Consider the following 26997-nt stretch of genomic DNA (forward strand, 5'->3'; position numbering starts at 1 on the left):
GGGAAGGGTGCTGGACTTCATCGCGTCCCTTGGACCGGCCGTGCCCGGGCATCATCCGGTGCCGCGCCATCGGCTCGACCGGGAGGCCTGGATAGCCCTGGTGCTGAGGCTCGGCGAGGAGCCCGGCTGGACCCTGCTCGGCGAGTGGGCGGAGCAGGATCGCGTCCATTGCTGCCTGTGCGACGAGGCCGGCCACGTCGTCGTCGCGACGCTGGATTGCCCGGAAGGGCGCTTCCCGAGCCTGAGCCTCGCGCGGCCAGGCGCCGTCCGGCTGGAGCGGGCGATCCAGGATCTCTTCGGGCTGAACGCCGAGGCGCTGACGGATCCGCGTCCTTGGCTCGATCACGACGCATGGCCGGTGCGCCTGCCGCTCTCGGCTGCCCCGCCGCCGCCGCTCGGCAATCCGGAGCCCTATCCCTTCCTGCCGGCCGAGGGCGAGGGGCTGCATGTCATCCCGTTCGGGCCCGTGCACGGCACCGTCGCGGAACCCACCCATCTGCGGCTCACGGCCCATGGTGAGACAATCGTACGGTTCGAGGCGCGTCTCGGCTTCGCGCATCGCGGCATCGAATCGCTGGTGGTGGGGCGCGGCGTCGAGGCTGCGGCCCGGCTGGTCGCCCGCCTGTCCGGTGATTCCACCGTCGCGCACGCGCTGGCCTTCGCCCAAGCCGTCGAGGCGGCGACCGGGACCGCGCCGCCGCCCCGGGCGGTCTGGCTGCGTGCGCTCCTCGCGGAACTGGAGCGCATCGCCAATCATCTCGGTGACTTCGGGGCCACCTGCGGCGAGGCCGGCGTCCCCTTCATCGAGGCCGAATGCGCCCTGCTGCGCGAGCGGGTCGCGGTCGCGGCCGAGGCCGCCTTCGGGCACCGCCTGATGATGGACCGCGTGGTGCCCGGCGGCGTCGCCGTCGACCTGACGGCGGAGGCCGCGCACGAGATCGATGCCGCGCTGCAGGCGGTCCGGGATGGCTTCCTGCCGCTGGTCCGGCTCTATGACGCAAGGGAGTCGCTGCAGGACAGGACGGTGGGAACCGGATGCGTCGCCCGCGACCAGGCGATGCGCTTCGGCGCCGGGGGGTTCGTGGGACGCGCCTGTGGCCTGGGGCGTGATGCGCGTCGCCTCCCCGGCTATGCGCCCTATCCCGAACTTGCCTTCGAGATCCCGGTAGCCGAAGAGGGGGACGCGGATGCAAGGCTGAGCGTCCGCGCCCGCGAGGTCGTCGAGAGCCTGTCCCTGGCGGAGCAGATCCTCGACCGCCTGCCGGACGGGCCGGTCCTGGCCGCGGTCGACGCCTGCGCCGGGGAAGGACTGGCGCTGGTGGAATCGTTCCGGGGCGAGGTGATGACCTGGGTGCGGCTGGCCGAGGACGGCACGATCCTGCGCTGCCACCCCCGCGACCCCTCGTGGCTGCAGTGGCCCCTGCTCGAGGCCGCGATCGAGCGGAGCGCCGTCTCGGATCTCTCCCTGTGCTACAGGTCCTTCAACTGCACCTGCGCGGGGCACGATCTCTGATGCTGGTACGCATTCTCGGAAACCTCCTGCGCCGCCCGCCGGTGATTCCGGGACCCGGTCCAGCGCCGGGCGCCGAGGCCGAGCTCGCGGCACGCCTGGACCGGCTCTCCCATGTCCGGCTGGGTCGCAGCCTCGCGATCCGGCAGATCGACGCGGGGTCCTGCAATGGCTGCGAGCTGGAGATCTCGGCGCTCGGCAACCGCAAATATGACCTGGAGCGCTTCGGACTCCGTTTCGTGACCTCTCCACGCCATGCCGACGTCCTGCTGGTGACCGGGCCCGTCACCCACAACATGCGCGAGGCGCTCTACAGGACCTGGCAGGCGACACCCGACCCGAAATGGGTCGTCGCCTGCGGTGCCTGCGCGCTCGACGGCGGCGTCTTCAGGGGGAGCTACGGCGTGGCCGGCGGCATCGATCAGGTTGTGCCGGTCCATCTGCGAATCTCCGGCTGCCCGCCGAGCCCGGCGGAGATTTTGGCAGGGCTCGTGGCCCTGATCGAGCATTCGGCCCGGCCGGGCTCAGCGGTCGGGGTTGGACCGCGGGAAGAGAGCGTGGCCGATGTCGCGCAGGAAACGGTCGAACCGCCGCGCGTCGCGGGCGGCGTCGGCATTCATGAAGCCCATGGCGCCGGTCAGGTTCTTGCCGCCCCAGCAGAGCGCGGCCCTGACCGTGATCTCGGAAGCTGAGGGCTTGGTTCCCGGGAACCGCCCGGCGCAGACATCGCCGTCCGTCATCCCGGCGGCAGGATTGAAGACGAACACCGTTCGGTAGTCTCCGAGCCGGCCCGGGGGAACATCGGCCGTCGTGAAGCGCAGGCCGATGCCACCGGTCGACCGGCGCAGGCTGTCGAGCACCATTCCAGAGAGCCGGTCCGGAGCGAACCCGTCGATCGCTCCGTGAATGCGCACCGGCATTCCATGCTCGGCCGTGCCCGCGCTTACGGTCTCCGGACGGTAGGCCGGGTCGACCGTGCCCTGGGTGACGCGCCCGAAGTCGCCGCAGCCCGTGATCGGCAGCAGCGCGGCAAGCCCGGGGAGCAGGCGCAGGAGTCGGAACGGCATTCGGGGCGATCGGGCCAGGTGACTGCGCTTCCGGTCAGTTGCGGCGGAACGTGCCGAGATCGATCGGCGCGGCGCGGGACGTGCCCGCGCCGGCGCGTGCGCCGCGGAGCCGCAGCAGCATCGCCACGTCCTCATGGCCGGCCTGGGTCGCATAGCTCAATGCGCTGCGCCCGCCCGTCGTGGTGGCGTCGATGTCGGCGCCGTTGTCCAGAAGCTGGCGCACGATGTCCAGCTGGCCACGCTCGGCGGCTACCATCAGGGCCGTCCGTCCGTCGACGCTTTGGGCGTTCACGGCCGCGCCGGAGTCGAGCAGCGCACGCACCGAGCCGGGGTCGCCCGCTGATGCGGCAAGCATCAGCGCGGTCTGGCCCGTGCGGCTCCGCGCGTTCGCCCCAGCGCCGGCCTGGAGCAGGAGCCGCAGAGATTCGGTTCTGCCGCGCTCGGCCGCCAGCATCAGCGGGGTCTTGCCGTCCGGCATCTCCACGTCGAGCCGCCGCCCGTCACGGATCACCCCGCGCAGCACCTCGGGTCGGTCGATCGCCGCAAGGATCGCCTCGCGGTTGTCGAAGGCGTTCGGCGCGACGGGCGCGGGCGGCTGTTGCGCCGCAGGGGTTGCCGTCTGCGGGTTGGCGGGGACCGCCTGGCCCGGCGCGGCAGGCTCCCGGTAGCCCGGCGGCAGCCGCAGCACCTGATCGCTGGACGGGACAGGCGTCAGCGCCGCAACGGCCTGATCCGGCTCCGCCTGACTGGGTTCGGCCTGCGCCTCGGTACGGGTCCGGCGGTCAAGGGCGTCGAGCCGCTCGCGGAACGTCTGGTCCGCGGGGTCGACGCTGAGACCGCGCTCGAAATGGCGGCGGGCGCTCTCGATGTCGGCGCGCTGCTCTGCCGTCGTGCCCCAGTTCAGATACATGGCCTTGATGCGGGCCAGAACCTGCGCGGCTTCGGGATTCCCGGGATCGATCGCAACGATCCGGCGATAGGTCTCGAAGGCGTTGCTGCCGGCCGGCGTCGTAAGATAGCGGGCCTGAAGCCAACGTTCGGCCTGGGTCAGCAACTCGGCGATCTCGGCGCGCGATGCCGTGGCGGGCGGCTCCGGCGGCGGCATGGCCGCGACCTGTTCCGGCTGCCCGGGCGCGGCGGGCGGCGGGGCCGGCTGTGCGGACGGCGCCTGTTGCGCGCCCGGCGGAACGGCCTGGGCCGGCGCGGGAGCTGTCGGCGACGACAGGTCCGGCCGGTTCGCGCCCATGGGCGCGGGCGGCTGCGCGGAGGCCGTGAGGTCGACCGCAGGAGGCGCCGGCTCGGGCGCGCGAATCTCGCCTTCCGAGGCGGGTGCCTCGGGCGGGACGGGGGGCGGCGCCGCGCGGACTGGGACCGTCGTCGGCGCGCTGGACGGATCGATTCCGGCCGAGGAGCGGGCCGCGGTGCTGCCCTCCCATGGAGGTGCTTCGCCGAAGGCCGCTTCGTAGAGCCGGTCGAGCGGCCGGCTGTCCGAGAGCGCGAGGCCAGCGCCGGCACCCAGCAGGACTGCCAGCAGCGCCATGGCCGCCCAGCGGCCCGCGCCGGCGCGTCGCCGTTCGGGGACGGCGTATGGGGCGGGGCGCCCGTGCGGGGTCGCCGGGCGCAGGACCGCGGCCGGGCCTGACCCGGCCGGTGCCATGCCCGTGGAGAGCGGCGCCGCACCGCCGTGGTTCCGCACCTCCTGCTGTGGCGCGGGGCGCGGGACGGCCTGGGCCGTGCCGGCAGCATCGGCGGATCCGGCGCGGAGCTGGTTGGGATAGGCGGGCTGCGTCGGAGGTTCGGCGGGCCTGGGTTCGAAGCGCGGCATCGCCTCGATGGGCACGCCAAAGGCGGTCTCGATGCCGCGGCGTGGCGCCGGCTCCTGGATCTCGGTGGGGATCTCCGGCTCGTCCTCGCGGGCATCCGGCAGCTCGATGCCGAGGCTTCGGGCGGCGGCCTCGACCCTCGCGACACCGATGCGCTCCTCGCGCTTCTCCTCGGCCATGCGCAGGCATTGCCCGCAGATCGTGCTGATCACCCCCGGAAGGCCGCCGGAGTACTCGTGCACCTTGTCGAGTGCTGGTCCGTCGAAGAGCTCGTCCCGCCTCGCCCCGGCCGCGCGCAGGCGCTCGCGCACGAAGGTCTCGGTATGGCTCCGGTCCAGCGGACCCAGATGGTAGGCGACGCCGAACGCCTTCATCGCGGCGGCGAGGTCCGGCTCGGCGAGCATGCGTTCGAGGACCGGCTCGCCGGAGAGCAGGACCTGGAGGTAGCGGCCGGTCTCGGTATCGGTCCGGGCCAGCTCGAAAAGGTCGGCTATCGCCGGAAGGTCCAGGCGGTGCGCGTCATCCACGACGAGCACACCGTGCCCTGCATCCTCGAGCCGGCGCTCGAGCTGCTCGACGAGCTGCTCCAGCGTCTCGCCCTCGTTCGCATCCGGGCGCGCCAGCCCGTCGAGCTGGGTCCGCGCAGCCATGATCAGGTCCTCGACGCCCATTCCGGACGTGGCCGTGGCGGCCAGGACCATGCCCCCCTCGGCCTCGAGGTGATCGAGCAGAGCGTTGAGCAGCGTCGTCTTGCCGACGCCGGTTTCACCGTACAGCGCCATCAGGCGCTTGCGTGCGAGCAGCGCCAGGAAGAAGCCGTTGTAGACTTCGCTATGATCGGCCGAGGCAAAGGACGGGCGCGCGCTGGTCGAGACCTCGAAGGGGTCCTTCCGAATGCCGAAGCGGCTGTTCTTCATGTGGACGCTACACTCGTGTTCCGGGCCCGGTAGGCTCGGACTTTAGCAACGCGCGAGGCGATAGCGACGCGTGAAAACGGATGAGCCCGGGAAAGCAAGGAGGCACCCCCTGCGAAGCCCGCCGGAAAAGAAAAAGGCCGCCCGGAGAGCGGCCTGAGTTTAGGGAGGAAACGCCCAACAAGGGCGATGCAGCAAGGTCGTTGCTGCAATGCACAAGATAGGGCCGGCGCCGTGCGGGACAAGGGGCTAATCGCAGGCCGGGCACATGACCCCGGCATTTGGGTCCAGGTGTTGCGCCGAGGCCTCAGTGACGTGGCAGGAACCGCGCCGAAGCGCGGCGGGGGCCACCTGCCACATGGCAAGCGGCCCGCGCTCGGCCGCTCACGGCTGCGCCTTGGGCGGAAGCGCATTGTCCGGACGTGATCCTTCGGCGTCGCGCGCTGCGGGAAGCCCGTCCCCCTCCGGTTCCGGGACGCCGCCCGGCGCGTAGGGCGGCATGGAATCGTTCGTCGGGTGCTGCGGCGACTTAGGCTTGCCCGCCGCGGGTGTTGAGTTCTTCTCGTGGCTCGTCATGGGGTCCTCCTTTCCTGCAGTTTGGGGCGCCGGCCTCGCGGTCACAGACGGGCAATGGTGGTAAGCGCCAGGCGTGCCGCGGAGAAGGCGGGTGAACGCGAACCGGACGCTGCCGCAGGGAGGCTCCAGCGCGGGCTTTCAGGAATCGCGGGCGGCATCCCATGCGACCTCCGAGCGCCGCCCCGATCGGTGGCCCCCCGAACGGCGCGCGGCATCCTCCATAATGCGGCATGACGCAGGCTGCGGAATCCGGCGAGCCTTCGCCGCCGTACGGCCAGGAGGGACGGGTGGGATGTCACAGGAGCCGCTGACGCTGGTGGTCGGGCAGGGCGCATTCCTGGCGCGGAGTCTCGCCGAGGCGCCTGGCCGGCCACCTTGCAGGTTCGTCGGGCATCGGGACCTGGACGCCCATGGGGTCTTCTCCGGGGTCACGCGCATCGTGAACTTCGCCCTCGATCCGCGCTGGCGGCGGGAGGACTGCCCTCCGGACGAATGCCTCGATCTCCGGCTCGCACGGGTCGCCGCGGACCGCGGGCTCTCCTACGTGCTCATGAGTTCGCGAAAGGTCTATCACCCTGACCACCAGTGGGATGCCGGCGAGGATGCGCCGACGGGCCCGACCGACGCCTACGGGCGCAACAAGCTCGCGGCGGAGGAGCGGCTCCGGCCGTTGCTGGGGGACCATTTGCTGGTGCTGCGGGTCGCCAATGTCTTCGGCTACGAGCGGGGCGGCCAGCGCCGCACCTTCATGGCAGCCGCGCTCGGGAGCCTTGCAGGGCGGGGCGAGATCGTGCTCGACGTCGATCCCGGCGTGCGGCGGGATTTCCTTCCGGACCCGGAATTCGGGCGTCTGCTGGCAGCCGCGCTGAGGCGGGATCTCCGTGGGACCTTCAACCTGGGCTCCGGGCAGGCGGTGCCGCTCGGGCAGCTGACCGGCTGGATCATGGACGCGTTCGGCGCCGGACGCCTGCTGGTCACTGACCATCGGCGCTTCGACAGCTTCCGGCTCGACACGGGTCGGCTTCGCCACGCGCTGGCCGGGGAATGGGCCCCGAAGGTTACGGTCGAGGCCCATTGCCGGGCCATTGGCCGGCGCCTGGCTGCCGAGGCCGCCGGGCAGAAGCCGCACGAATAAGCCATTCGACATAAGCCATTCTCGGTGTGTCCGCCTGGGCACATGCGGTGCCGAAACGTGGCTCCGATGCTTCGTCCGGTTGCAGCCGGCGCAACTCGGCGCGAGAAGGGATCAACAACGCGGCATTGCCGCAACTTTGCCCGGATAGCGGACACAGCCCCATGACGAAGATCCTGTCGAGCCTGCCCACCGCGGTCAGCGCCATCGCGATCCTGATCGGCACCGCCACGGTGGCTCAGGCCCAGCAGCAGCCGAACCAGGTTCCTCCGGACGCAGCGCGTCCGTCCGGCGCGCTGGAGCGTGGTGCGTCCGTCGTGGACAGGCAGCGGCCCGAATTCGACCCGCTCGGCATCCGCGCGGGCTCGTTCCTGATCTTCCCGCAGGTCGAGGCGGGGGTGACGTGGGACTCGAACGTTTTCGCCTCCGAGGACAACAGCGAGAGTGACTTCCTGCTCGAGCTCAGCCCCTCGGTGACGGCGCGCAACGAGTCCGGCGTCCATTTCCTGCAGCTGCGCGCGGGTGCCGATATCGGCCGCTACGTCGATCAGTCCAGCGAGAAGTACATCGACTTCCTCGCGAACGCCGCCGGGCGCTACGACATCGCGCGCGAGACGCGGCTGTCGGGCGAACTCGGCGTTCGTGGCGACCACGAGGCCGGCGGCGACCCCGATTCGCCGACCGACCGTGCCGAGCCGGTCGACTACCGCGTCGGGCTCGCGCAGATCGGGCTCCGGCAGGGCTTCAACCGCTTCGCGGTCAGCGCCGGCGGCTCGGTCGAGTACCGGGACTACGACGACGTGCGGCGGCGCGACGGCCTCGACGCGGATCAGGACTTCCGCGACCGCACGATCTACGCGACGACGCTGCGCGGCTCCTACGAGCTCCAGCCGGGCATCGAGACCTTCGTGCGCGGCACATATGACTGGACGAGATACCGGCTCGAGGAGCGTGCGCAGCGTGATTCGACGGGCTGGGAGATCGCGGTCGGCAGCGACTTCGACCTGACGGGCCTCCTCACCGGCTCGGCCTATGTCGGCTACGAGCAGAGGGATTACGACAACGACCTGCTTGAGGATCCCTCGGGGATCTCGGCCGGCGTGCGGCTCGACTGGGCCGTCACCCAGCTCACCTCGGTCACTGGCGAGGTGACGCGGAAGCTCGAGGAGACGACCTCGCTGACCGTCAGCGCGCGCGAGCGGACGTTGCTTCGCCTCGGCGTCGATCACGAGCTGCTGCGCAACCTGATCCTGAACGGGACCGCGGGTGTGCGGCGTGACGATTTCCAGGGCTCGACCCGCGAGGACGACTACCTGCTCGTGGGAGCCGGCGCGACCTACCTGATGAACCGGAACGTGTACGTCCGTGGCGGCTGGGACTTCATCACCCGCGATTCCAACACCGCCGGCAACGACTACGACCGGCACTTGGTGACCCTTCGCCTCGGCACGCGTCTCTGATCGTGCGGCGGGTCGGTCTGGCGGGCGTCCGCCCGGCCGACCCGTCCGAAAGTGGGTCCCCGCCGGCTTAATGCTTCTCCCGGCCTTCGCGGCCGCATCTTCCTCGGTAAGACTGGTCCTGCTCGACGCCGCATCAATGCGGCCGCAGCGTGACGCCCGTGCGTGGCGCGCGCTTCAAGAGGGGAGACCATGTCCACCAGATCCTTCATTCATGCCCTGGTCCTCGGCGGCCTGCTTCTAGGGCTTTCTGCCTGCGGAAACGACGGGCGCGACGCGCCGATGCTGCCGCAGCAGGCATCGGCATCGAACGAGTACAGGCTTGGGCCGGGCGACCAGGTCCGCGTCACCGTCTTCGGTCAGGAGCAGCTCTCGGGCGATTTTGCCGTCGACGGCTCCGGCAATCTCGCGATGCCCCTGATCGGCGAGGTCAAGGCCGCGAATGCCAGCGTCCGCGGTCTGGAGCAGGCCATCGCCACCAAGCTCGCCGACGGTTATGTCCGCGATCCCAAGGTCAGCGTCGAAGTCCGTACCTTCCGGCCGTTCTACATCATGGGCGAGGTGAACCGGCCGGGGCAGTACAACTACGCGAACGGGATGACCGCCGCTCAGGCCGTCGCCCTGGCGGGCGGGTACACCTACCGTGGCCGTCAGGACTACGTGCTGATCACCCGCGCCGGCGACAAGACGGAGTACCGTGCGCCGCCCAGCGCCACGATCCTGCCGGACGACGTCGTTCGGGTTCCCGAGCGCTACTTCTGATCCACGCAGGGGCTCGACGCGTGACCACGAATCCGAGGAAGCAATGAAAGTCATCGAGACCGAGATCCCGGCCGTGAAGCTGCTGATGCCGCGGCGCTTCGGCGACAGCCGCGGCTGGTTTGCGGAAACCTGGAACAGGAAGGCGCTGCTCGAAGCCGGGGTCGATCTCGACTTCGTGCAGGACAACCAGTCGCTGTCCGTGCCGAGCGGCACCGTCCGTGGCCTGCACTTCCAGAGCCCGCCTTTCGCGCAGGACAAGCTGGTTCGCGTCCTGCGGGGGGCGATCGTGGACGTGGCCGTCGACATCCGGCGGGATTCTCCGACCTATGGGCGCCACGTGATGGTCCGGCTGGATGCGGCCGAGGGGGCGCAGCTTCTCGTTCCGAAGGGCTTCGCCCATGGCTTCGTCACGCTCGAGCCGGAGACCGAGGTCCTCTACAAGGTGACGAACTACTATGCTCCGCAGCACGATCACGGCGTGCTGTGGAACGATCCCGACCTGGGTATCGCCTGGCCGGTGCAGGAGGGCGCTGCCCATCTGTCCGACAAGGACCTGCGCCAGCCTCGGCTCCGGGACATCCAGACTCCGTTCTGAGTCCGGCCCGGCGCGCAGGCGCCCAGCAGAGACGTCGACGGGCCGCTCCGAAGGGGGCGGCCCGTTCGCGTTTCTGTCCCAGGAAGATAAATCTTTACGCAAATCAGGACGGATACTTCCGCGATCCTGATGAATAACCCGGTCAGGGTATTCCATACGCCTGCTTTGTGGCGCTTTGACTGGGAAATTACTGTGTACCCGCCGAGCGTGGAGACACGTTATCTCGGCATTCGAATGCGGTTTCCGCACAATCCGACAGCTTGGGGAACATCGGCACATGCAGCGCATCTTGGTGACCGGCGCGGGCGGCTACATCGGGACGACCCTGGTCCCCATGCTGCTCGAGCGGGGTTATACCGTCCGGGCCGTCGACCGCTTCTTCTTCGGCCGCGACCTGCTTGCGAACCATCCCCGGCTCGAGATCGTCCAGGAGGACGTGCGCAGGCTGGCGCCGGAGCATTTCTCGGGCGTCGATGCGGTGATCGACCTGGCGGCGATCTCCAACGACCCCTCGGGCGAGCTCTTCCAGGACGTCACCTGGGCCGTCAATCACCGCGCCCGGGTGCGCTGCGCCGAGATCGCGAAGGCCTGCGGCGTCGGCCGCTACGTCCTGCCCTCGTCGTGCAGCATCTACGGCTTCCAGCCGCCCGAGGTGAAGGTCGACGAGACCGCGGCCACCAACCCGCTGACGACGTACGCCAAGGCCAACGAGCAGGCCGAACTCGGCGTGCTGCCGCTGGCCTCGGACGACTTCACGGTCGTGGTGCTGCGCCAGGCGACGGTCTACGGCTACAGCCCGCGCATGCGGCTGGACCTCGCCATCAACGGCATGGCCTTCGGCGCGTGGAAGACCGGCATCCTCCCGCTGATGCGGGACGGCAGCCAGTGGCGGCCCTTCGTCCACGTCCGCGACACGGCGTCGGCCCAGATCTTCATGCTGACCGCTCCGCGCGAGCAGGTGAATGGCCAGATCTTCAACGTCGGTTCGGACGAGAACAACTACCAGCTCGGCCCGCTCGCCGAGACGGTGGCGGCCACGGTTCCCAAGGACGTCCGCATCGAGTGGTACGGCGATGCCGACCACCGCAGCTACCGCGTCGACTTCTCGAAGATCGAGGGGCTCGGCTGGAAGGCGGAGCGGCGCGCCGAGGACGGCGTTCGCGAGATCTGCGAGAAGCTCGAGGGCGGGCAGCTCGACAAGACCGCCGAGACCATCACCCTCGACTGGTACAAGAACCTCGCCAAGTGGCACGCCCTGATCAAGCAGGTCGAGATGTACGGCGGCATCTTCGACATCGGCATCGACGAGGCCGCGCGTCGGGAGGCCGCCGAATGAAGGGCATCATCCTCGCCGGAGGGTCGGGGACGAGGCTTGCGCCGATCACCAGCGCGGTGTGCAAGCAGCTCCTGCCGGTCTACGACAAGCCGATGATCTACTACCCGCTGACCACGCTGATGCTGGCGGGGATCCGGGACGTGCTGATCATCACGACGCCGCACGACCGTGCCCTCTTCCAGAGGCTGCTCGGCGACGGCTCGCAGTGGGGCATGCGGCTTGAATATGCGGTTCAGCCCAGCCCCGACGGGCTGGCCCAGGCCTTCCTGATCGGCGAGGACTTCATCGGCGGGGACAGCGTCGCGCTGGTCCTCGGGGACAACATCTTCTTCGGCTACGGGATCACCGACCGCCTGCAGCGGGCGGCTCAGATCCGACGGGGCGGCGTTGTCTTCGCCTATTACGTCTCGGACCCCGAGCGCTACGGCGTCGTGACCTTCGACGAGCAGGGACGCGCCCTGGACATCGAAGAGAAGCCCGCGGCGCCGCGCTCCAACTTCGCGGTCACCGGGCTCTACTTCTACGACAACGACGTGATCGGCATTGCGCGCGACCTGAAGCCCAGCCCGCGTGGCGAGCTGGAGATCACGGACGTGAACCGCGTCTATCTCGAGCGGGGCCAGCTCTCGGTCGAGCTGCTGGGCCGCGGCACCGCCTGGATCGACACCGGGACGCACGACAGCCTGCTGAAGGCCGGCAACTTCATCGAAGTCATCGAGCAGCGCCAGGGGCTGAAGGTCGCATGCCCGGAGGAGATCGCCTGGCGCATGGGCTTCATCGACGAGGATCAGCTCCGCGCCCTGGCGCAGCCACTGCTCAAGTCCGGATACGGCCGCTACCTGCTGCAGCTCCTCGAGCAACGCTTCTCGGGCTGGCAACCCGAATTCATGGGCACGCCCGCGATGCGGCCGGCCAAGATCGCCTGAACACCCGAAGCCCGAAGGAAGAACCCATGTCCCAGAAACCTGCCGTGCGCATCGGCGTGATCGGCACAGGCTTCATCTCCTCGCATTTCGTGATGGCCCTCGACCGGCAGGAGGGATACGTCGCCTCGAAGGTGCTGACCCGGCGCGACCCCGCATCCTGCCGCGAGTACCCCCGTCCGGACCTGCTGACGACCTCGGTGAACGAGGTCATCGACAATTCGGACGTGATCCTCGAATGCACCGGCGATGCGGTCTACGCGACCGACACCATCGCGGCGGCAGTCAGCGCCAATCTCCCCGTGGTCACGATGAACACAGAGTTCCACGTGACGACGGGGTCGTACTTCGTCGGCAAGGGCCTGATCTCCGAAGCCGAGGGCGACCAGCCCGGCTGCCAGGCGGCACTGCTCCAGGAAGCGCGGGAGATGGGCTTCGAGCCGCTCGCCTTCGGTAACCTGAAGGGTTTCCTGAACAACGACCCCACTCCCGAGGACATGGCCTATTGGGGCGGCAAGAGCGGCATCAGCCTGCCCATGGTGACGTCCTTCACGGACGGCACGAAGGTCCAGGCCGAGCAGGTGCTCGTCGCCAACGGGCTCGGCGCCACCATCGCCCAGAAGGGCATGATCGGCCCGAAGACCGACAGCATGCAGGAGGGCGCGAACATCCTCTGCGAGGCGGCCGAGCGCATCGGCATGCCGGTCGCCGACTACGTACTGTCGCTGAAGCTGCCGCACGGCGTCTTCGTCGCCGGCCGGCACGACGAGCGGCAGAAGGGTGCGCTGCGTTACCTGAAGCTCGGCGAGGGGCCGTACTACATCGTCCTGCGTCACAACATCTTCGTGCATCTCGAGATCCTGCGGACGATCAAGCGAGTCGTCCACGAGGGGCGGATCCTCCTGGACAACTCGGCCAGCCCGGTCGCGTCGGTCGCCACGATCGCGAAGCGCGACCTCGAGCCCGGCCATCGGATCGGCTGCGGCATCGGCAGCTTCGACGTCCGCGGCGAGGCGGTCCAGATCGCCGATTTCCCCGGCCACCTGCCCATCGGCCTTCTGATGGACGGCGTGATCCGGCGGCCGCTGAAGCGTGGCGACGTGCTGACGCTGGCGGATGTTGATCTTCCGGACAGCCTGGCACTCCGGGCCTGGCAGGAGGTCGAGGCCCGGAGCCTCGGCAGGCTGGCGACGGCCCGGAAAGCTTCGTGAACGGCTGGGTTCGCGGAGCCGGGCACTGCGGCACGGAGGTTGTGAGCCATGCGTAACTTCTTCAAGAAGCGCCACGGGGGAGGGGATCCCCCGCAGGCGGGGGACAGGACCCCGGAAGGCGGGCGTGGACCGCGGCTGGTCTCGCCGGCACCCGAGGGAATGCCCGGCGCCGAGCGCACCGATGCCCCCAGGGACGTCCAGAAGGAGCCCGCCAGGGAGCTGCTGCCCCGTGGCGACGAGGTGCAGGACGAGGCGGAGGAGGCCGGCTTCGGCGGCTCCGCATCTCTGGCCGAGGCCCACGAGGCCGAGTCCCAGATGCCGCGCTTCAGCCCGGTCTCGGGCCTGCGGAACGAGGCGAAGTTCGGCGGGCTGACCGCGGCGGCCAACAAGCAGCTGCGCGACGCCTTCACGCCCACCCGGCCGAAGCTCGAGCTGAACTCGCTCTTCGTCGGGCGCCTGAACACGCTCCGGCGCATCATCGCCGCGATCGAGGAGGAGCGCGCCCATGTCGTGCTGTACGGCGACCGCGGCCGCGGCAAGACGTCTCTGGCGAACGCCGTGCAGCAGATCGCCGGGCAGGCCGGCTATTTCACCCTTAAGCTGACCTGCAGCGCCGAACTCGGCTTCGAGGACGTCTTCCGCAGCTTCCTGAAGCGCGTGCCCGGCAGCTTCTATCAGGCGCAGGTGAGCGACCCGTTCAGCATGCGCCGGCCACCCGCCAGCTTCGACGAGCTGCTGCCGACGGGATCGTTCAGCGTCACCCAGCTCACGGACGTCCTGACCGAGATCCAGGGCGCCCATCTGCTGCTGATCCTGGACGAGTACGACCGCTGCCGGTCCGAGGAACTCCGCAACAAGCTCGCGGAGCTGATCAAGAACCTGACGGACACGTCGGCTCCTGTGAGCCTGCTCGTCGTCGGCGTCTCCGAGGACGTCGACAATCTCCTGGGCAAGCACCCTTCCATCCAGCGCTCGCTGGTGGCGGTGCACCTGCCGCTGATGTCGGATCGGGAGATCGACCGGATCCTCCTGGCGGGGGCGGAGGCTGCGGGCCTGACCTTCGGCGAGGACGTCCGTCAGCGCATCGTGACCCTCGCGAAGGGGCTGCCCTACTATGCGCAGCTTCTGGCGCTTCATGCGGCCCGCAGCGCCGTCGGGCGCGACAGCCGCGAGGTCGAGCGCGAGGATCTCGGATATGCGGTCGCGCGATGCGTCCAGGAAGCCGACCGGGGCCTGGTCGAGAACTACAACCAGGCGCTCGGTCCGGACGCGAAGCCCGTTCAGGCCGACGTGCTCTATGCCGCGGCGCAGGCCCGCGCGGACGAGTTCGGCGTGTTCCATCCCGCGGAGCTTGCCCGCACGCCGATCGGCCCGAATGGCGAGACCCTGCCTCTCGCGGCGCTTCAGCAGCCCCTGAGCCGTCTCAGCGACGATGAGAAGGGCGGCATCCTCCAGCGTCTGGTGGAGCCGGGAGGCTTCCGTTATCGCTTCCGGAACCAGATGATGCGGCAATACGTGTTGATGCGGCAGGCCCGGACGCGTGGCCTGACCTGAGACCTGTCCTCCTCCGGGCCCCGGGAGCCACGCTCCCGGGGCCCTATTTTTTGCGGCTGCGAAATGTTCGGAAGCATCGGGGCCGCCGCCGTGTGCTCCATCGTCAAGCCGAACAGTCGAAAGTATGCAGCTAGCGGGTACCCGGCAGTTTCCGTGGCGATACTTGGCCGCGGGATCTTCGGTCCGGCTTGAATTGATCTTGTAGTCGCCATGCCATGCCGTGTTTAGCCATAATGAACACAGGTCCTGCGGCAAAGCCACTCAGAGGATAGCTCTAGGCGGAGCGGTGGCAGACTGCGTCCGTCGTCATGGGCTATTCACAGTTGGAAGCATGAAGTGTGAGCTGTGTAACGTAAGGAGCGCGCGTGTACTCCCATTGGGAGATACCGCGTTTAAGGAAGGCTGGAGTAATCTCCACCCGAAAGTAATGTCGGGTCGCTTTCCGATGTGATCGGGTGAGCGGCTGCCTGACTGGTTGGGTATGGCGGGATGGACAGCCGCCAAAGCCTTTCTTCAGCGCAGGAGCTTCCCATGGAGCGTTTCGAGACTTTCCTGATCGATTCGAATAAACTTTTCCGTGAGGGTCTCAAGCGGCTTCTAGACGACTCCCCGTTCCAGATCGTGGCAGAGGCCGGGAACCTGCGCGAGGGTGTCTCGGTAGCCGAGGCCGGCGTCAGCCCCCAACTCGTTCTGCTGGATCTCGCGAATGGCGGGGACGACGAGGCCGAGGCGATGCGGCGGCTGCGCGGACTGCTGCCGAATTCCCGAATGGTGGTGCTGACGACGGATCTCTGCACCAGGCGGCTTGCGAACGCATTGGAGGCCGGGGCCGATGGCTACCTCATGAAGGACCTCTCGGCCGATGCCCTGGCCCAGTCGCTGCGGCTTGTCATGATGGGGGAAAAGGTATTCCCGACGCATCTGGCGGCGCTTCTGATCAGCGGCCGGGTGAACGGCAACGGCCTGGAAATGCCGGTATCGCGCAAGGGGCTCTCCCAGCGCGAGATCCAGATCCTCCGCTGCCTGCTGAACGGCGACAGCAACAAGATGATCGCCAACCACCTGAACATCACCGAGGCGACGGTCAAGGTCCACCTCAAGAGCCTGCTGCGGAAGATCAACGCGTCCAATCGCACGCAGGCCGCGATCTGGGCCCTGAACAACGGGATCGGCGGCGAGCTCAGCGGCGGCATGCCGGCAGTCGCCACCATGGCCTGACGAAGTGGGGGCGACGGAGAAGGCCGCCGCACCCCAGGGTGCGGCGGCCTTTTTCCAGGGAGCGGGCGTCCTGAAGGGCGGCTTCGGTCAGGAGGCCCGGGCCTGAGGCTTCCGGGATCCTTCGAGGGCGCCCTGCTGGCGGGCGGCGAACACGCCGGCTTCCGTTCGATTCCGGAAGTGCAGCTTCGAAAGGACGCTGCGCACCATGGACTTCACGATCGCCTCGGACAGGTCGAGCCGGTCGGCGATCGTCCGGTTGTTCAGACCCTGGCCGAGAAGGCGCAGCGTCTCGTACTCCTGCTCCGAAAGCCTCGGAAGGAGGCTCAGCCGGATCTCGTCGACGCCGAGCCGCGACAGGAACTGCTTGGGCATCAGGCAATGCCCCTCGAGCCCGAGGTCGATCAGCTCGTTGATGCGGTCAGCGTTGATGTCCTGGAATACCCAGGCATCCGCGAAGGCCAGGATGTGGGCCGCGTCGAGGAGCTCGCGGCTGCTCAGCACCACGATGATCCGGCTGCGGCGGGACAGCCGCAGGTAGGTCATCGGCTCGTTCTCGCGCAGGGCGGCGAACTGCTGGACGCCGATCAGGATGGCGTCGGGGGTGAGATTGCTCTGATTCAGCTCGCCGATGTCACGCAGAACGGTGATGCGATGCCGGTTGGCGGCGTCCAGCGCGCTTACCAGCTTTGAGGCGACGCTCTCGTCGTCGAGCACCAGGCAGACATGCATTGGCGTTAGGGCTTCCCAACGTGTCGTGTTCTTGTCCTGTTGCGATCGGTGGTTCTGCGCGTGCATGGCGTCGCTCTGGTTCTTGGGGGGAGGGGTTCTTCACCGTTGAGAGTTCTCGAGCCTTTTGCGGCTTCCGTTTCTTTTCGGCCTTCTGTCCGTCTATGTCGTTAGGCCGGTCTTTCCTTGGTGGAATTGCTAAAAAACCGCCTATATCTTATGGCCATTAACCATAGCTGAGGGGTAGTTGCCTTCAAACACGGCAATGAGGCTAAGTCCGGACGTTTCGTGGCAATCCATGCGACGCTCACCTATCCCGACGGAGCTTTTTCTTACGTTCAGCCAAGCCGGCCCCTCTCAATGTGGTAGTCATAAAGACTGGAAAACAGCACCCGAGCATTGAATATTGCCGCTACGAAGTCTAAGATTGTATAAATTTACATTATAAAATTGACTTGAGTCCTGAGCAGGCACTGTATCGTGATCCATTATTAGTTCCTTGTGCTGCCGTAACGGAACTTGGGAAGAGAGGCTGCCCTGGGGCGGAGGATATACCCCGCCCGGCGCTTTCCTTCCGGGTGGCGTCGCGCGGAGTCGTGTCGGACGTCCTGCGTGAACGCCGGCGGAAACGAATGAATTCGCCGTGGCTGGGGCACGCTTGCGACCGGCGGGCTTGCGGTCTCGAAGGATGTGGCGCAGATCCGGGGCGCCTTGACGCGGCCCGCTGCGATGCGTTGCGGGTGCGGTGCGGACGGGCTATGACTTGTCCGTCCGCGGGAGGCGGAACGACCGCAAGGTGCGGCGACTGGGGTGGAGGCGGGGCGTGCGCATCCTCATTGGTGACGATCACATGCTGTTCCGGGAGGGGCTCCGGCGCCTGCTGGAGCAACTGAGCCCAGATGCGAGCTTCGTCGACGCGAGCACCTTCGACGAGGTGCGCGACATCGTCGATGCCGGCGGTGCCTTCGACCTGATCCTGATCGACCTCCAGATGCCGGGCTGGCCTGGCTTCTCTGGCATCGAGCAACTTTGCCACGCAGCGGGCGACACGCCGGTTGTGGTGATCTCCGCCTCCGAAAGCCAGTCGGACGTGCGGGCGGCGCTGGACAACGGGGCGTCGGGCTACATTCCCAAATCGTCGAGCGTGAAGATCATGCTCTCGGCCCTGCACCTGGTCCTCGCGGGCGGGATCTATCTGCCGCCCTCCGTGATCAGCGCCGACACCGCCGCCGCGGCGGCAGTCGAGACCGAGGCGGCGCGCGGCGCCCATACGCTGACGCAGCGCCAGTGGGAAGTCCTGAACTGCCTTCGGGAAGGAAAGTCGAACAAGCAGATCGCCTACGAGCTCGGGCTGTCCGAGGGCACGGTGAAGATCCACGTGACCGCGATCTTCAAGTCCCTCGGCGTCAAGAACCGTACCCAGGCCGTCATCGTCGCGTCCGAGCTCCAGCGATAGCTCATAATCCCGCGACGGCCCGGTTCGGCGGAGGCACGGCGGCCGTCAGGCAGAAACGGCAGGAGGAAGCCCATGGCCGCCCACACGCCCATCTGCGACTTCGGGTGGAAGGCCCGGGATTTCTCGCTGCTCGGGGTCGACGACCGGCGCTGGACCCTCTCGGACGTGCGCGGACGCAACGGGACGCTGGTGATGTTCATCTGCAATCACTGCCCCTACGTAAAGGCGATCGTCGACAGGCTCGTCCGAGACGTGGAGGTGCTGGCGGGGCACGGAGTCGGCGCAATCGCGATCATGCCGAACGACGTCGCTGCCTATCCCGAGGACAGCTTCGAAAACATGAAGCAGTTCGCCCGCGAGCACCGCTTCCCGTTCCCCTACGTGATCGACGACAGCCAGGAGGTCGCGCGCGCCTACGGTGCGGTGTGCACGCCTGACTTCTTCGGCTTTAATGCGGAGGACGGGCTGCAGTACCGCGGGCGGCTCGACGCCTCGCGCGTGCAGCCGGCGCCGAACGCCCCGCGCGAACTGCTCGATGCCATGATCCGGATTGCCGAGACCGGACGCGGCCCGGCCGAGCAGACGCCCTCCATGGGGTGCTCGATCAAGTGGCGTCCCCAGGCGTGAAACCCCTGGCTTCTCCGCCGGCCCCGCGGGCGACGGCCAGTGCGCGGTGGCTCGGCTTGACCAGGACGGTGCCCTCTGCTATCCGGCCTGACCCGGAACCGATGAGGCTGGGCGCTGTCCCGCGCCCGGGCGCAGGACAATGAGCGATATCTTCCGCGAGGTCGACGAGGACCTTCGCCGCGACCGCCTCGCGCAGATCTGGAAGAACTACGGTGGCCTGATCATCGCCGGTGCGGTGGCGGTGGTCCTCGCGACCGCCGGAACCACAGCTTGGCGCAACTGGCAGGCTTCGCGCGCCGCTGAGCAGACGACGGCACTCGTCGGTGCCATCGACCGCGCGTCCAGCGCGCCGGGGGCAGCAGCTGATGCCCTTGCGGCGCTGGTCCCGCAGCTCGGCAACGGCCGCGCCGTGGTGGCGCGCCTTCACGAGGCCGGACTCCGCGCAACGGCCGGTGACCGCGAGGCCGCCGTTCGCCTCTACGATGCCATCGCGGCATCCGATGCCGAGGCGGTCTATCGGGATCTCGCCACCCTGCTCTCGGTCATGAACCAGCTCGAAACGGGCGACCCGGCGGCGCTGAAAGGCCGGCTGGGGCCGTTGTCGCAGCCGGGCGGGGCTTGGCGGCATTCGGCCCGCGAGCTCGAGGGGCTTCTTGCGATCAGGACCGGGGACACGGCGGAGGCCGGCCGCATCTTCCGCGGGCTGGCCGACGATGCCGAGGCCCCCGCGGGCCTGCGCGGCAGGGCGGCCGAACTGGCCGCGCTCAATGGTGACGCAAAATGAAGACTGTGTTCGCGGCCACCGCCGGCCGGCTGCCGGCGGCGTTTCTCTGTCTTCTGCTCGCCGGGTGCGGCGCGGGCGACTGGTTCGGCGGCTCCGAGAAGCCGAAGCTTCCCGGGACTCGCATCTCGGTCCTGCAACTCGACCGCCGCGTCGAGGCGGATCCCCGCCTCGCCGACGTTGCCGTGCGGCTTCCGCCCGCCACGGTCAACGACAGCTGGGCGCAGGCAGGAGGGCGTCCCGACCATGCCATCGGCCATCTGGCACTCGGCGCGAGCCCGCGCGAGGTCTGGCGGGCCAGCATCGGAAGCGGCACGTCGGGCCAGCGGGTCCTGCTGGCACGCCCTGTGGTGGCGCAGGGCCGGGTCTTCACCATGGACACGGACTACAACGTCTCGGCCTTCGATGCCGCGCAGGGCCGCCAGGTCTGGCGCGTCTCCGTCGATTCGCCGCGTGATGAGGGCGAGGGAGTCGGCGGCGGCGTCGCCGTCGCGGACGGTCGCGTCTTCGCGACCACCGGGTTCGGCGACCTCGTGGCGCTCGACGCCGCGAACGGGTCCGTGCTTTGGCGCAAGCCCCTCGGCGCGCCGGTGCGCGCGGCACCGACGGTCGCGGGAAACCGGATCTTCGTCGTCACAGTCGACAACCGCCTGGTCGCGCTCTCCTCGCAGGACGGAGCGCCGCTCTGGAATCACACGGGCATCCTCGAGAGCGCCAGTCTCCTGGGCGGGCCGAGCCCGGCGGTCGACGGCGGGATCGTCCTGGCGCCGTATTCGTCCGGCGAGCTGTTCGCGCTGCGCGTCGAGAACGGCCGGGTCGCCTGGTCCGAAAGCCTGACGCCGGTGCGCCGCATCGGATCTCTCGCGAGCCTCGCCGATATCCGTGGGATGCCGGTGATCGATCGCGGCCTGGTCCTCGCGGTCAGCCACAGCGGCCGGATGGTCGCGATCGACGAGCGCACCGGCGGCCGCGCCTGGGAGCAGCAGATTGGCGGCGTGAACCAGCCCTGGGCGGCCGGCGATTTCGTCTTCGTGCTCAGCAACGAGGCCGAGGTGGTGGCGCTGACGCGGCAGGCCGGGCGCATCCGGTGGGTCGCGCAGCTCGACCGCTTCGATGATCCTGAAAGCAAGAGCGGCCCGATCTACTGGTCGGGACCCGTCCTGGCCGGGGACCGGCTGTGGCTCACCAGCAGCGACGGCCGGCTGGTCGCCCTGACGGCGGAGACGGGTGCCGTCGCGGCCGAACTGCGGGCCGACAGCACCTTCCAGGCACCGGTGGTCGCCGCCAACACGCTCTACGTTCTGACCGACGACGGCACGCTGATCGCCTTCCGATGACCTGAAAAGGGTGGCAGGTCGCGGTCGCGTCCCCCACATTCGCAACATGCCTCTTCGCGTCGCAATCGTCGGCCGGCCCAATGTCGGCAAATCGACCCTGTTCAACCGTCTGGCCGGCAAGAAGCTTGCCCTGGTCGACGACACGCCCGGGGTGACCCGAGACTGGCGGGCGGCGCCCGCGCGGCTGGCCGGCCTGGAGTTCGAGATCATCGACACGGCCGGGCTCGAGGAAGCTTTCGACCAGAGCCTCGAAGCGCGGATGCGCCGCCAGACCGAGCGCGCGATCGCTCAGGCCGACGTGATCCTCTTCCTGGTCGATGCCAGGGCCGGTGTAACCCCGCTCGACCGGCACTTTGCCGATTGGCTGCGGGCGCGCCCGGTTCCGGTGATCCTGGTCGCCAACAAGTCCGAGGGGAAGGCGGGGGCGCCGGGCCTCTACGAGGCCTATGAGCTCGGCCTCGGCGATCCAGTGCCTCTGTCGGCCGAGCACGGCGAGGGCATGGGAGAACTCTTCGACGCGCTGCTTCCCTACATGCCTCCGGACGAGGAGCCGGAGGAGGAAGAGGGTGAGGCGGGTGCCGAGACGGCGGCGGACGAGGAGGCGGGGGAGATCAGCGAGTCACGTCCGCTGCAGCTCGCGATCGTCGGGCGGCCCAATGCCGGAAAGTCCACGCTGCTGAACAGCCTGATCGGCGAGGAGCGCGTGCTGACGGGCCCCGAGGCCGGGATGACGCGCGACGCGATCGCAGTGGACTGGTCCTGGAACGGCAAGCCGGTTCGCGTCGTCGACACTGCCGGCCTCAGGCGCCGCGCCCGCGTCGACGAGAAGCTCGAGAAGCTCGCCGTCGCGGATGCGCTGCGGGTGATCCGGCTCGCCAATGTGGTGGTTCTCGTGGTCGATGCGGGGGCGATCCTGGACCGCCAGGACCTTACCATCGCCCGCATGGTGGTGGAGGAGGGCCGCGCACTGGTCCTCGCCATCAACAAGTGGGACCTGGTCGAGGACAAGGCTGCCGCCATGCGGCAGGTCGAGGACAAGCTGCAGGCCCAGCTCGCTCAGGCACGCGGCGTCCCCGTGGTCGCCATCTCGGCCCTGCGCGGCCAGCGCCTGGACAGGCTGATGGAGGCGGTGTTCCAGGCCTACGCGGTCTGGAACCGGCGCATACCCACGGCCCAGCTGAACCGCTGGCTCGAGCAGATGCTGGGGCAGCACCCGCCGCCGCTGGTCGAAGGGCGGCGCGTCCGCATCCGCTATGCGACGCAGGTCAAGGCTCGGCCGCCGACCTTCGCGCTCTGGGTCAGCAAGCCGCTGGACCTGCCGGAGTCCTATCTCCGATACCTCGCGAACGGCCTGCGCGACGCTTTCGAGATGCCAGGCGTACCCATCAGGCTGCAGCCGCGCAAGGGCAAGAACCCCTACGCCGACCAGGACTGACGGCGCCCCGGTGCTGGGCCTGACCGCGGCGGAGGGGCCGCCGCGCCGGTGCTCAGGCGCGGACGATCTCGCCGTGCCGGGTGCAGGCGGGGCTGGCCAGCTCCACGAAAAGGCCGGCAACGTCCTCGGGAGCGGGCAGGGTAGACGGATCCTCGCCAGGGAACCCTTGCGCACGCAGCTTGGTGCGGACCACGCCGGGATCGATCAGGTTGACCCTGAGGCTCGAGCGCGCAACCTCGGCCGCGTAGAGCTTCACCATGGATTCGAGGCTCGCCTTGCTGACGGCGTAGGCGCCGCCATAGGCGACCTCCCCGGCCACGGCGCCGGAGGTGACGAAGATCGCGCGGCCCGCATCGGAGGCGCGCAGCACCCTGTCGAAGGTCCGGATCAGCCTGAAGTTCGCGGTGAGATTGGTCGCGATCACGCGGTCCCAGGTCTTGGGATCGAACTGCGCGACGGGACCGAAATGCCCGAGCATGCCGGCATTTCCGACCAGCACGTCGAGCCGGCCGAAGCGATCGAACACCGACTGGCCGAGAACGTCGATACGCGCCGTGTCCATCAGGTCGAAGGGCACCAGCGTGGCCGAACCGCCAGCGCTGCGGATCCGGTCGTCGACCTCCTCCAGCCCACCGACCGTGCGTGCCACCAGCACCACATGGGCTCCTTCGCGGGCCAGGCGCTCGGCGACGGCGGCGCCGATGCCGCGGGATGCGCCGGTCACGAGAGCGACGCGACCTGCGAGAAGCGGAGATGTGGTCATTCGGATCGGGCTCCGGAAGCAAGAACGAGCCCGTTTCTAGCCGGGTTGGGGCGCTCGGGCAAACCCGGTTCGGCCGCTGCCGCAATGCGCCGCAGCGGCCGGTGCGCTCAGGAGGCCTTGGCCTCGACCCGGAAGGTCACGCCGGGCTCCTGCAGGCTGTCCCGGTCGGCCAGGGCGATCGGATAGTCGCCGGAGAAGCAGGCATCGCAATACTGCGGGCGCGCCGGGTCTCGCCCCGGCTCGCCGAGCGCCTTGTACAGCCCGTCCATGGATACGAAGGCCAGGCTGTCCGAGCCGATGAAGCCGTTCATCTCGGCGATCGAGAGGCGGTGGGCCAGCAGCTTGTCCTTGCGCGGCGTGTCGACGCCATAGAAGCAGGAATGGGTCGTCGGCGGGCTGGAGATCCTCATATGGACCTCGCGGGCGCCGGCCCGGCGCATCATCTCGACGATCTTGACCGAGGTCGTGCCGCGCACGATCGAATCATCGACCAGGATGATCCGCTTGCCCTCGATCATGTGCCGGTTGGCGTTGTGCTTCAGCTTCACGCCGAGGTTCCGGATCTGGTCCGTCGGCTCGATGAAGGTGCGTCCGACATAGTGGTTCCGGATGATGCCGAGCTCGAAGGGAATGCCGCTCTGCACGGAGTAGCCGATAGCCGCGGGAACGCCGGAGTCGGGCACCGGGATGACCAGGTCGGCCTCGACCTCGCTCTCGCGGGCGAGCTGCATGCCGATCCGCTTGCGCGCCTCGTAGACGGAGCTTCCCTCGACCACGCTGTCCGGGCGCGCGAAGTAGATGTACTCGAAGATGCAGAAGCGCCGCGGCTGCGGCTGGAACGGCCGCATGCTGTGCAGGCCCGAGGAATCGATGACCACCATCTCGCCGGGCTCGACGTCCCGCAGGAAGTCCGCGCCGATGATGTCGAGGGCGCAGGTTTCGGAGGCGAGGACATGGGAATCGCCGATCCGCCCGATGACCAGCGGACGGACGCCGAGCGGGTCGCGCACGCCGACCACCATGTCGTTGGCCATGGCGACGATCGCGTATGCCCCCTCGACCTGGCGCAGCGCCTCGACCATGCGGTCGACGACCGAGCCGGAGCGCGCGGTGGCCATCAGGTGGACGATCACCTCGGTGTCCGTGGTCGACTGGAACAGGCAGCCGCGCCGCACGAGCTGGCGCCGCAGGAGCAGTGCGTTGGTCAGGTTGCCGTTATGGGCCAGGGCGAAGCCGCCGAACTCGAAATCGGCGAAGAGCGGCTGCACGTTCCGCATGATGCTGTCGCCGGTCGTCGAATAGCGGACATGGCCGATACCGGCATGGCCGACCAGCCGGCTGACGACGCCGCTTTGGGAGCTGAAGTTGTCGCCGACATGCCCCATCGCGTGGTGCGAGTGGAAGTGCTTGCCGTCGAAGGTCACGACCCCCGCCGCTTCCTGGCCGCGGTGCTGGAGCGCATGCAGGCCGAGCGCCACAAGGGCCGCCGACTGCGGGTGCGGGTAGATCCCGAACACGCCGCACTCCTCGCGCAGCTTGTCGTCGTCGAAGGGGTTCGTGGTCAGCATGCGGTTCGTGCTCCCGGGCGCCGCGTCAGCGGGCCTGATTCGAGGTCTCGATCAGCTGGTCGAGACCCGACCGTTCCTGGGCCTTATAGCCCGGTTTGACCGCCTGCGCATCGGCGCTTGCGGGGTGTGGGACCGGCGTCGACAGGCGCCTCAGCGCGTCCTGTTCGGCGCGGCGGCTTGCCTCGGCCCGGGCAAGGGCCTCGGCGCGCTGCTGTGCCGGGGTGCGGCTCGGATCCGGGACCAGGCGCCGCAGCTGCTCGGCGCCGGCCTGGATCGACGGCATGGTCCGCGCGTCCCGCAACCATGTGGGGTGTTCGGTGGGATCCGGGTAGATCTGGATCAGCAAAAGATAGGCGAGGCAGATCAGAACCGCGCCGCGGGCCAGCCCGAACAGGAAGCCGAGGGACCGGTCGACCGCGCTCAGCGACGATCCGCGGACGAGACCCGCAATGCGCGACGCGATGATCGACAGGACGATCAGCGCCACCAGGAAGACCGCGCCGGCCGAGACCGCCGATGCGACCGTCGCCGAGGTGATCTTGCTCGCGACCAGTGGTTGCACGAAGGGGAAGGCGAACCAGGCGATGGCGGCCGAGCCGATCCAGGCGGCGACCGAGAGCACCTCGCGCACGAAGCCTCGGGCGAAGGCGAGCAGGGCGGAGAGGATCAGGATGAGGAGGACGGCGACATCGGTAGGGTTGAAAGGCATGGATTCTCGACGCCTCAGGCTGATCGTGCGGACCGCCGGCTTTCGGCGGCATCCTGGAAGAGGGGGAGAAGGTCCCCGAGATGGGCGATTTCGACCGCGCGCAGCCCGTGGTCGGCGCCCCGCGTCCCGGCGCGGCCGCGCCGCGTCGGCATCAGGGCGCGGGCGAAGCCGAGCTTTCCGGCCTCCTTCAGCCGTGCCTCGGCCTGGCTGACTGGACGCACCTCGCCCGACAGGCCGATCTCGCCGAAGACGATGGCGTCCGCCGGAACCGGCTCGCCGGTCAGGGAGGAGAGCAGGGCGGCCGCGACCGCGAGGTCCGCGGCCGGCTCGGCAATCCGCAGGCCGCCGGCGACGTTCAGATAGACGTCGTTGGCGCCGATCTGGACGCCGCAGCGTGCCTCCAGCACGGCCAGCACCATGGCGAGCCGCCCGCCGTCCCATCCGACCACCGCCCGGCGCGGCGTGCCCAGCGGCGACGGGGCGACCAGGGCCTGGATCTCGACCAGGACCGGGCGCGTGCCCTCGAGGCCGGCGAAGACCGCCGAGCCCGACACGTCGCCGCGGCGTTCGGCCAGGAACAGCTCCGAGGGATTGGCGACCTCATCCAGCCCGGCATCGGTCATGTCGAAGACGCCGATCTCGTCCGTCGGCCCAAAACGGTTCTTCACGGCACGGAGGATGCGGAACTGGTGCCCGCGTTCGCCCTCGAAGTACAGGACTGTATCCACCATGTGCTCCAGCACACGGGGGCCGGCCAGCGTCCCTTCCTTGGTGACGTGCCCGACGAGCAGCAGCACGATGCCGCGGCGCTTGGCAACGCGGATCAGCTCCTGCGCCGAACTGCGGACCTGGGCGACGGTCCCGGGGGCGCTGTCCAGCGTGTCCACGAACATGGTCTGGATCGAATCGATCACGACCACGTCGGGCGCCTCGGCCCCGTCGATGGAGGCGACGATGTCGCGGACATTGGTGGCCGAGGCCAGCGCCACGCGCGCGTTACTCTGGCCGAGGCGGGCCGCGCGCAGGCGAACCTGGTCGACGGCCTCCTCGCCCGAGACGTAGGCGCAGCGCAGCTTCGCCGCGAGCCGGCAGACCACCTGGAGCAGGAGGGTCGACTTGCCGATGCCGGGATCGCCGCCGACGAGCAGGCAGGAGCCGGGGACGAGGCCGCCGCCGCATACGCGATCGAACTCCGCGATCCCGGTCATGCGGCGCGGAGGCCGCTCGCTCTCGCCCTTGAGGTCGACGAAGTCGATTCGCTTGCCGGCACCGCGGCCGAGTCCCTTGGGCGCGCTTTCGGGAACCTGCTCCTCGACAAGCGTGTTCCATTCACCGCAGGCATCGCAGCGCCCGCTCCATTTCGGCGCGCTGGCGCCGCAATTCTGGCAGACGAAGCGACTGGCGCGGGAGGAGCTCGCTCGGGCCACGGTGGATTGTCGTCCCTGTTGAGGGTGCCGAAGGAATAGCACGAACGGGTAAAGGAATCCTGTGCGAAGGGCGCGCCCGGCACCTGCGTC

The 26997-nt window shown here is 68.9% G+C and carries 23 protein-coding genes; 16 read left to right on the forward strand and 7 right to left on the reverse strand.

Annotated features, from left to right (window positions below; translation table 11 throughout):
• Nucleotides 1-7 precede the first annotated feature (7 nt).
• Both JUB13_RS08935 and JUB13_RS08940 read left to right on the forward strand, forming a co-directional pair.
• Nucleotides 8-1513, forward strand: coding sequence for a hydrogenase large subunit (locus tag JUB13_RS08935; protein WP_207478446.1), 1506 nt, complete (start codon nt 8-10; stop codon nt 1511-1513).
• Complete coding sequence (locus JUB13_RS08940; RefSeq protein WP_207478447.1) at nt 1513-2202, forward strand: NADH-quinone oxidoreductase subunit B family protein; 690 nt, start codon at nt 1513-1515, stop codon at nt 2200-2202. The genes JUB13_RS08935 and JUB13_RS08940 overlap by 1 nt, the downstream gene beginning before the upstream one ends.
• A gap of 409 nt (nt 2203-2611) precedes the next feature.
• On the opposite strand, the gene JUB13_RS08945 is transcribed toward JUB13_RS08940, so the two are convergent.
• Both JUB13_RS08945 and JUB13_RS08950 read right to left on the reverse strand, forming a co-directional pair.
• The gene (locus JUB13_RS08945) at nt 2612-5317 is read right to left on the reverse strand and encodes an ankyrin repeat domain-containing protein (RefSeq protein ID WP_207478448.1); all 2706 of its coding nucleotides are present in this window, start codon (nt 5315-5317) and stop codon (nt 2612-2614) included.
• A gap of 381 nt (nt 5318-5698) precedes the next feature.
• On the reverse strand, nt 5699-5890 hold the full coding sequence (locus JUB13_RS08950) for a hypothetical protein (RefSeq protein WP_207478449.1): 192 nt from the start codon (nt 5888-5890) through the stop codon (nt 5699-5701).
• Nucleotides 5891-6182: 292 nt separating this feature from the next.
• Between JUB13_RS08950 and JUB13_RS08955 the strand changes: the two genes are divergently transcribed.
• From JUB13_RS08955 to JUB13_RS08995, 9 genes are all read left to right on the forward strand, one after another.
• Complete coding sequence (locus JUB13_RS08955) at nt 6183-7025, forward strand: NAD-dependent epimerase/dehydratase family protein (RefSeq protein ID WP_207478450.1); 843 nt, start codon at nt 6183-6185, stop codon at nt 7023-7025.
• Nucleotides 7026-7186: 161 nt separating this feature from the next.
• On the forward strand, nt 7187-8482 hold the full coding sequence (locus JUB13_RS08960; RefSeq protein WP_207478451.1) for an outer membrane beta-barrel protein: 1296 nt from the start codon (nt 7187-7189) through the stop codon (nt 8480-8482).
• Between the two features lie 189 nt (nt 8483-8671).
• Complete coding sequence (locus JUB13_RS08965; protein WP_207478452.1) at nt 8672-9241, forward strand: polysaccharide biosynthesis/export family protein; 570 nt, start codon at nt 8672-8674, stop codon at nt 9239-9241.
• A 43-nt stretch (nt 9242-9284) separates the two neighbouring features.
• On the forward strand, nt 9285-9836 hold the full coding sequence (gene rfbC / locus JUB13_RS08970) for a dTDP-4-dehydrorhamnose 3,5-epimerase (RefSeq protein WP_207478453.1): 552 nt from the start codon (nt 9285-9287) through the stop codon (nt 9834-9836).
• Nucleotides 9837-10113: 277 nt separating this feature from the next.
• Nucleotides 10114-11172, forward strand: a complete 1059-nt coding sequence (locus JUB13_RS08975) for an NAD-dependent epimerase/dehydratase family protein (RefSeq protein WP_207478454.1) — start codon at nt 10114-10116, stop codon at nt 11170-11172.
• Complete coding sequence (gene rfbA / locus JUB13_RS08980; RefSeq protein WP_207478455.1) at nt 11169-12098, forward strand: glucose-1-phosphate thymidylyltransferase RfbA; 930 nt, start codon at nt 11169-11171, stop codon at nt 12096-12098. Before JUB13_RS08975 ends, rfbA begins: the two co-directional genes overlap by 4 nt.
• 26 nt (nt 12099-12124) lie before the next feature.
• Nucleotides 12125-13306, forward strand: a complete 1182-nt coding sequence (locus tag JUB13_RS08985; RefSeq protein ID WP_207478456.1) for a hypothetical protein — start codon at nt 12125-12127, stop codon at nt 13304-13306.
• A gap of 48 nt (nt 13307-13354) precedes the next feature.
• Nucleotides 13355-14860, forward strand: a complete 1506-nt coding sequence (locus JUB13_RS08990) for an ATP-binding protein (protein WP_236024828.1) — start codon at nt 13355-13357, stop codon at nt 14858-14860.
• A gap of 531 nt (nt 14861-15391) precedes the next feature.
• The gene (locus tag JUB13_RS08995; protein WP_207478457.1) at nt 15392-16078 is read left to right on the forward strand and encodes a LuxR C-terminal-related transcriptional regulator; all 687 of its coding nucleotides are present in this window, start codon (nt 15392-15394) and stop codon (nt 16076-16078) included.
• 87 nt (nt 16079-16165) lie between these two features.
• Here the strand turns inward: JUB13_RS08995 and JUB13_RS09000 are convergent, their stop codons facing one another.
• Nucleotides 16166-16807, reverse strand: a complete 642-nt coding sequence (locus JUB13_RS09000; RefSeq protein ID WP_207478458.1) for a response regulator transcription factor — start codon at nt 16805-16807, stop codon at nt 16166-16168.
• 820 nt (nt 16808-17627) lie between these two features.
• Here JUB13_RS09000 and JUB13_RS09005 point away from each other — a divergent pair.
• The 5 genes from JUB13_RS09005 (at nt 17628) to der (ending at nt 22440) form a co-directional block, all read left to right on the forward strand.
• On the forward strand, nt 17628-18260 hold the full coding sequence (locus JUB13_RS09005) for a LuxR C-terminal-related transcriptional regulator (RefSeq protein ID WP_207478459.1): 633 nt from the start codon (nt 17628-17630) through the stop codon (nt 18258-18260).
• 72 nt (nt 18261-18332) lie between these two features.
• Nucleotides 18333-18887: a thioredoxin family protein gene (locus tag JUB13_RS09010; RefSeq protein ID WP_207478460.1), complete on the forward strand. Its 555-nt coding sequence runs from the start codon at nt 18333-18335 to the stop codon at nt 18885-18887.
• Nucleotides 18888-19026: 139 nt separating this feature from the next.
• Complete coding sequence (locus tag JUB13_RS09015; protein WP_207478461.1) at nt 19027-19671, forward strand: tetratricopeptide repeat protein; 645 nt, start codon at nt 19027-19029, stop codon at nt 19669-19671.
• A complete protein-coding gene (locus tag JUB13_RS09020) occupies nt 19668-21005 on the forward strand; it encodes an outer membrane protein assembly factor BamB family protein (protein ID WP_207478462.1) in 1338 nt (445 codons plus the stop codon). The genes JUB13_RS09015 and JUB13_RS09020 overlap by 4 nt, the downstream gene beginning before the upstream one ends.
• 46 nt (nt 21006-21051) lie before the next feature.
• A complete protein-coding gene (gene der / locus JUB13_RS09025; protein ID WP_207478463.1) occupies nt 21052-22440 on the forward strand; it encodes a ribosome biogenesis GTPase Der in 1389 nt (462 codons plus the stop codon).
• A 52-nt stretch (nt 22441-22492) separates the two neighbouring features.
• On the opposite strand, the gene JUB13_RS09030 is transcribed toward der, so the two are convergent.
• From JUB13_RS09030 to radA, 4 genes are all read right to left on the reverse strand, one after another.
• Nucleotides 22493-23203, reverse strand: coding sequence for an SDR family NAD(P)-dependent oxidoreductase (locus tag JUB13_RS09030; protein WP_207478464.1), 711 nt, complete (start codon nt 23201-23203; stop codon nt 22493-22495).
• Nucleotides 23204-23310: 107 nt separating this feature from the next.
• On the reverse strand, nt 23311-24771 hold the full coding sequence (purF, locus tag JUB13_RS09035; protein WP_207478465.1) for an amidophosphoribosyltransferase: 1461 nt from the start codon (nt 24769-24771) through the stop codon (nt 23311-23313).
• Nucleotides 24772-24796: 25 nt separating this feature from the next.
• Entirely contained in the window at nt 24797-25480 is a 684-nt protein-coding gene (locus JUB13_RS09040) for a CvpA family protein (RefSeq protein ID WP_207478466.1), read from the reverse strand.
• Nucleotides 25481-25494: 14 nt separating this feature from the next.
• Nucleotides 25495-26907, reverse strand: a complete 1413-nt coding sequence (radA, locus tag JUB13_RS09045) for a DNA repair protein RadA (protein WP_207478467.1) — start codon at nt 26905-26907, stop codon at nt 25495-25497.
• Nucleotides 26908-26997 lie beyond the last annotated feature (90 nt).

It is taken from the genome of Arenibaculum pallidiluteum (assembly GCF_017355985.1).
Taxonomy (GTDB): Bacteria; Pseudomonadota; Alphaproteobacteria; order Azospirillales; family Azospirillaceae; genus Arenibaculum; species Arenibaculum pallidiluteum.

Coding starts and splice junctions, on each gene's coding strand:
- JUB13_RS09030 (WP_207478464.1), bottom strand. CDS start 23,203: ATGACCACATCTCCGCTTCTCGCAGGTCGCGTCGCTCTCGTGACCGGC.
- JUB13_RS08940 (WP_207478447.1), top strand. CDS start 1,513: ATGCTGGTACGCATTCTCGGAAACCTCCTGCGCCGCCCGCCGGTGATT.
- JUB13_RS08995 (WP_207478457.1), top strand. CDS start 15,392: ATGGAGCGTTTCGAGACTTTCCTGATCGATTCGAATAAACTTTTCCGT.
- JUB13_RS09010 (WP_207478460.1), top strand. CDS start 18,333: ATGGCCGCCCACACGCCCATCTGCGACTTCGGGTGGAAGGCCCGGGAT.
- rfbA (WP_207478455.1), top strand. CDS start 11,169: ATGAAGGGCATCATCCTCGCCGGAGGGTCGGGGACGAGGCTTGCGCCG.
- JUB13_RS09000 (WP_207478458.1), bottom strand. CDS start 16,807: ATGCATGTCTGCCTGGTGCTCGACGACGAGAGCGTCGCCTCAAAGCTG.
- JUB13_RS08975 (WP_207478454.1), top strand. CDS start 10,114: ATGCAGCGCATCTTGGTGACCGGCGCGGGCGGCTACATCGGGACGACC.
- purF (WP_207478465.1), bottom strand. CDS start 24,771: ATGCTGACCACGAACCCCTTCGACGACGACAAGCTGCGCGAGGAGTGC.
- JUB13_RS08960 (WP_207478451.1), top strand. CDS start 7,187: ATGACGAAGATCCTGTCGAGCCTGCCCACCGCGGTCAGCGCCATCGCG.
- JUB13_RS09040 (WP_207478466.1), bottom strand. CDS start 25,480: ATGCCTTTCAACCCTACCGATGTCGCCGTCCTCCTCATCCTGATCCTC.
- JUB13_RS08955 (WP_207478450.1), top strand. CDS start 6,183: ATGTCACAGGAGCCGCTGACGCTGGTGGTCGGGCAGGGCGCATTCCTG.
- JUB13_RS09020 (WP_207478462.1), top strand. CDS start 19,668: ATGAAGACTGTGTTCGCGGCCACCGCCGGCCGGCTGCCGGCGGCGTTT.
- rfbC (WP_207478453.1), top strand. CDS start 9,285: ATGAAAGTCATCGAGACCGAGATCCCGGCCGTGAAGCTGCTGATGCCG.
- JUB13_RS08950 (WP_207478449.1), bottom strand. CDS start 5,890: ATGACGAGCCACGAGAAGAACTCAACACCCGCGGCGGGCAAGCCTAAG.
- JUB13_RS08985 (WP_207478456.1), top strand. CDS start 12,125: ATGTCCCAGAAACCTGCCGTGCGCATCGGCGTGATCGGCACAGGCTTC.
- JUB13_RS08990 (WP_236024828.1), top strand. CDS start 13,355: ATGCGTAACTTCTTCAAGAAGCGCCACGGGGGAGGGGATCCCCCGCAG.
- JUB13_RS08965 (WP_207478452.1), top strand. CDS start 8,672: ATGTCCACCAGATCCTTCATTCATGCCCTGGTCCTCGGCGGCCTGCTT.
- JUB13_RS09015 (WP_207478461.1), top strand. CDS start 19,027: ATGAGCGATATCTTCCGCGAGGTCGACGAGGACCTTCGCCGCGACCGC.
- der (WP_207478463.1), top strand. CDS start 21,052: ATGCCTCTTCGCGTCGCAATCGTCGGCCGGCCCAATGTCGGCAAATCG.
- JUB13_RS08945 (WP_207478448.1), bottom strand. CDS start 5,317: ATGAAGAACAGCCGCTTCGGCATTCGGAAGGACCCCTTCGAGGTCTCG.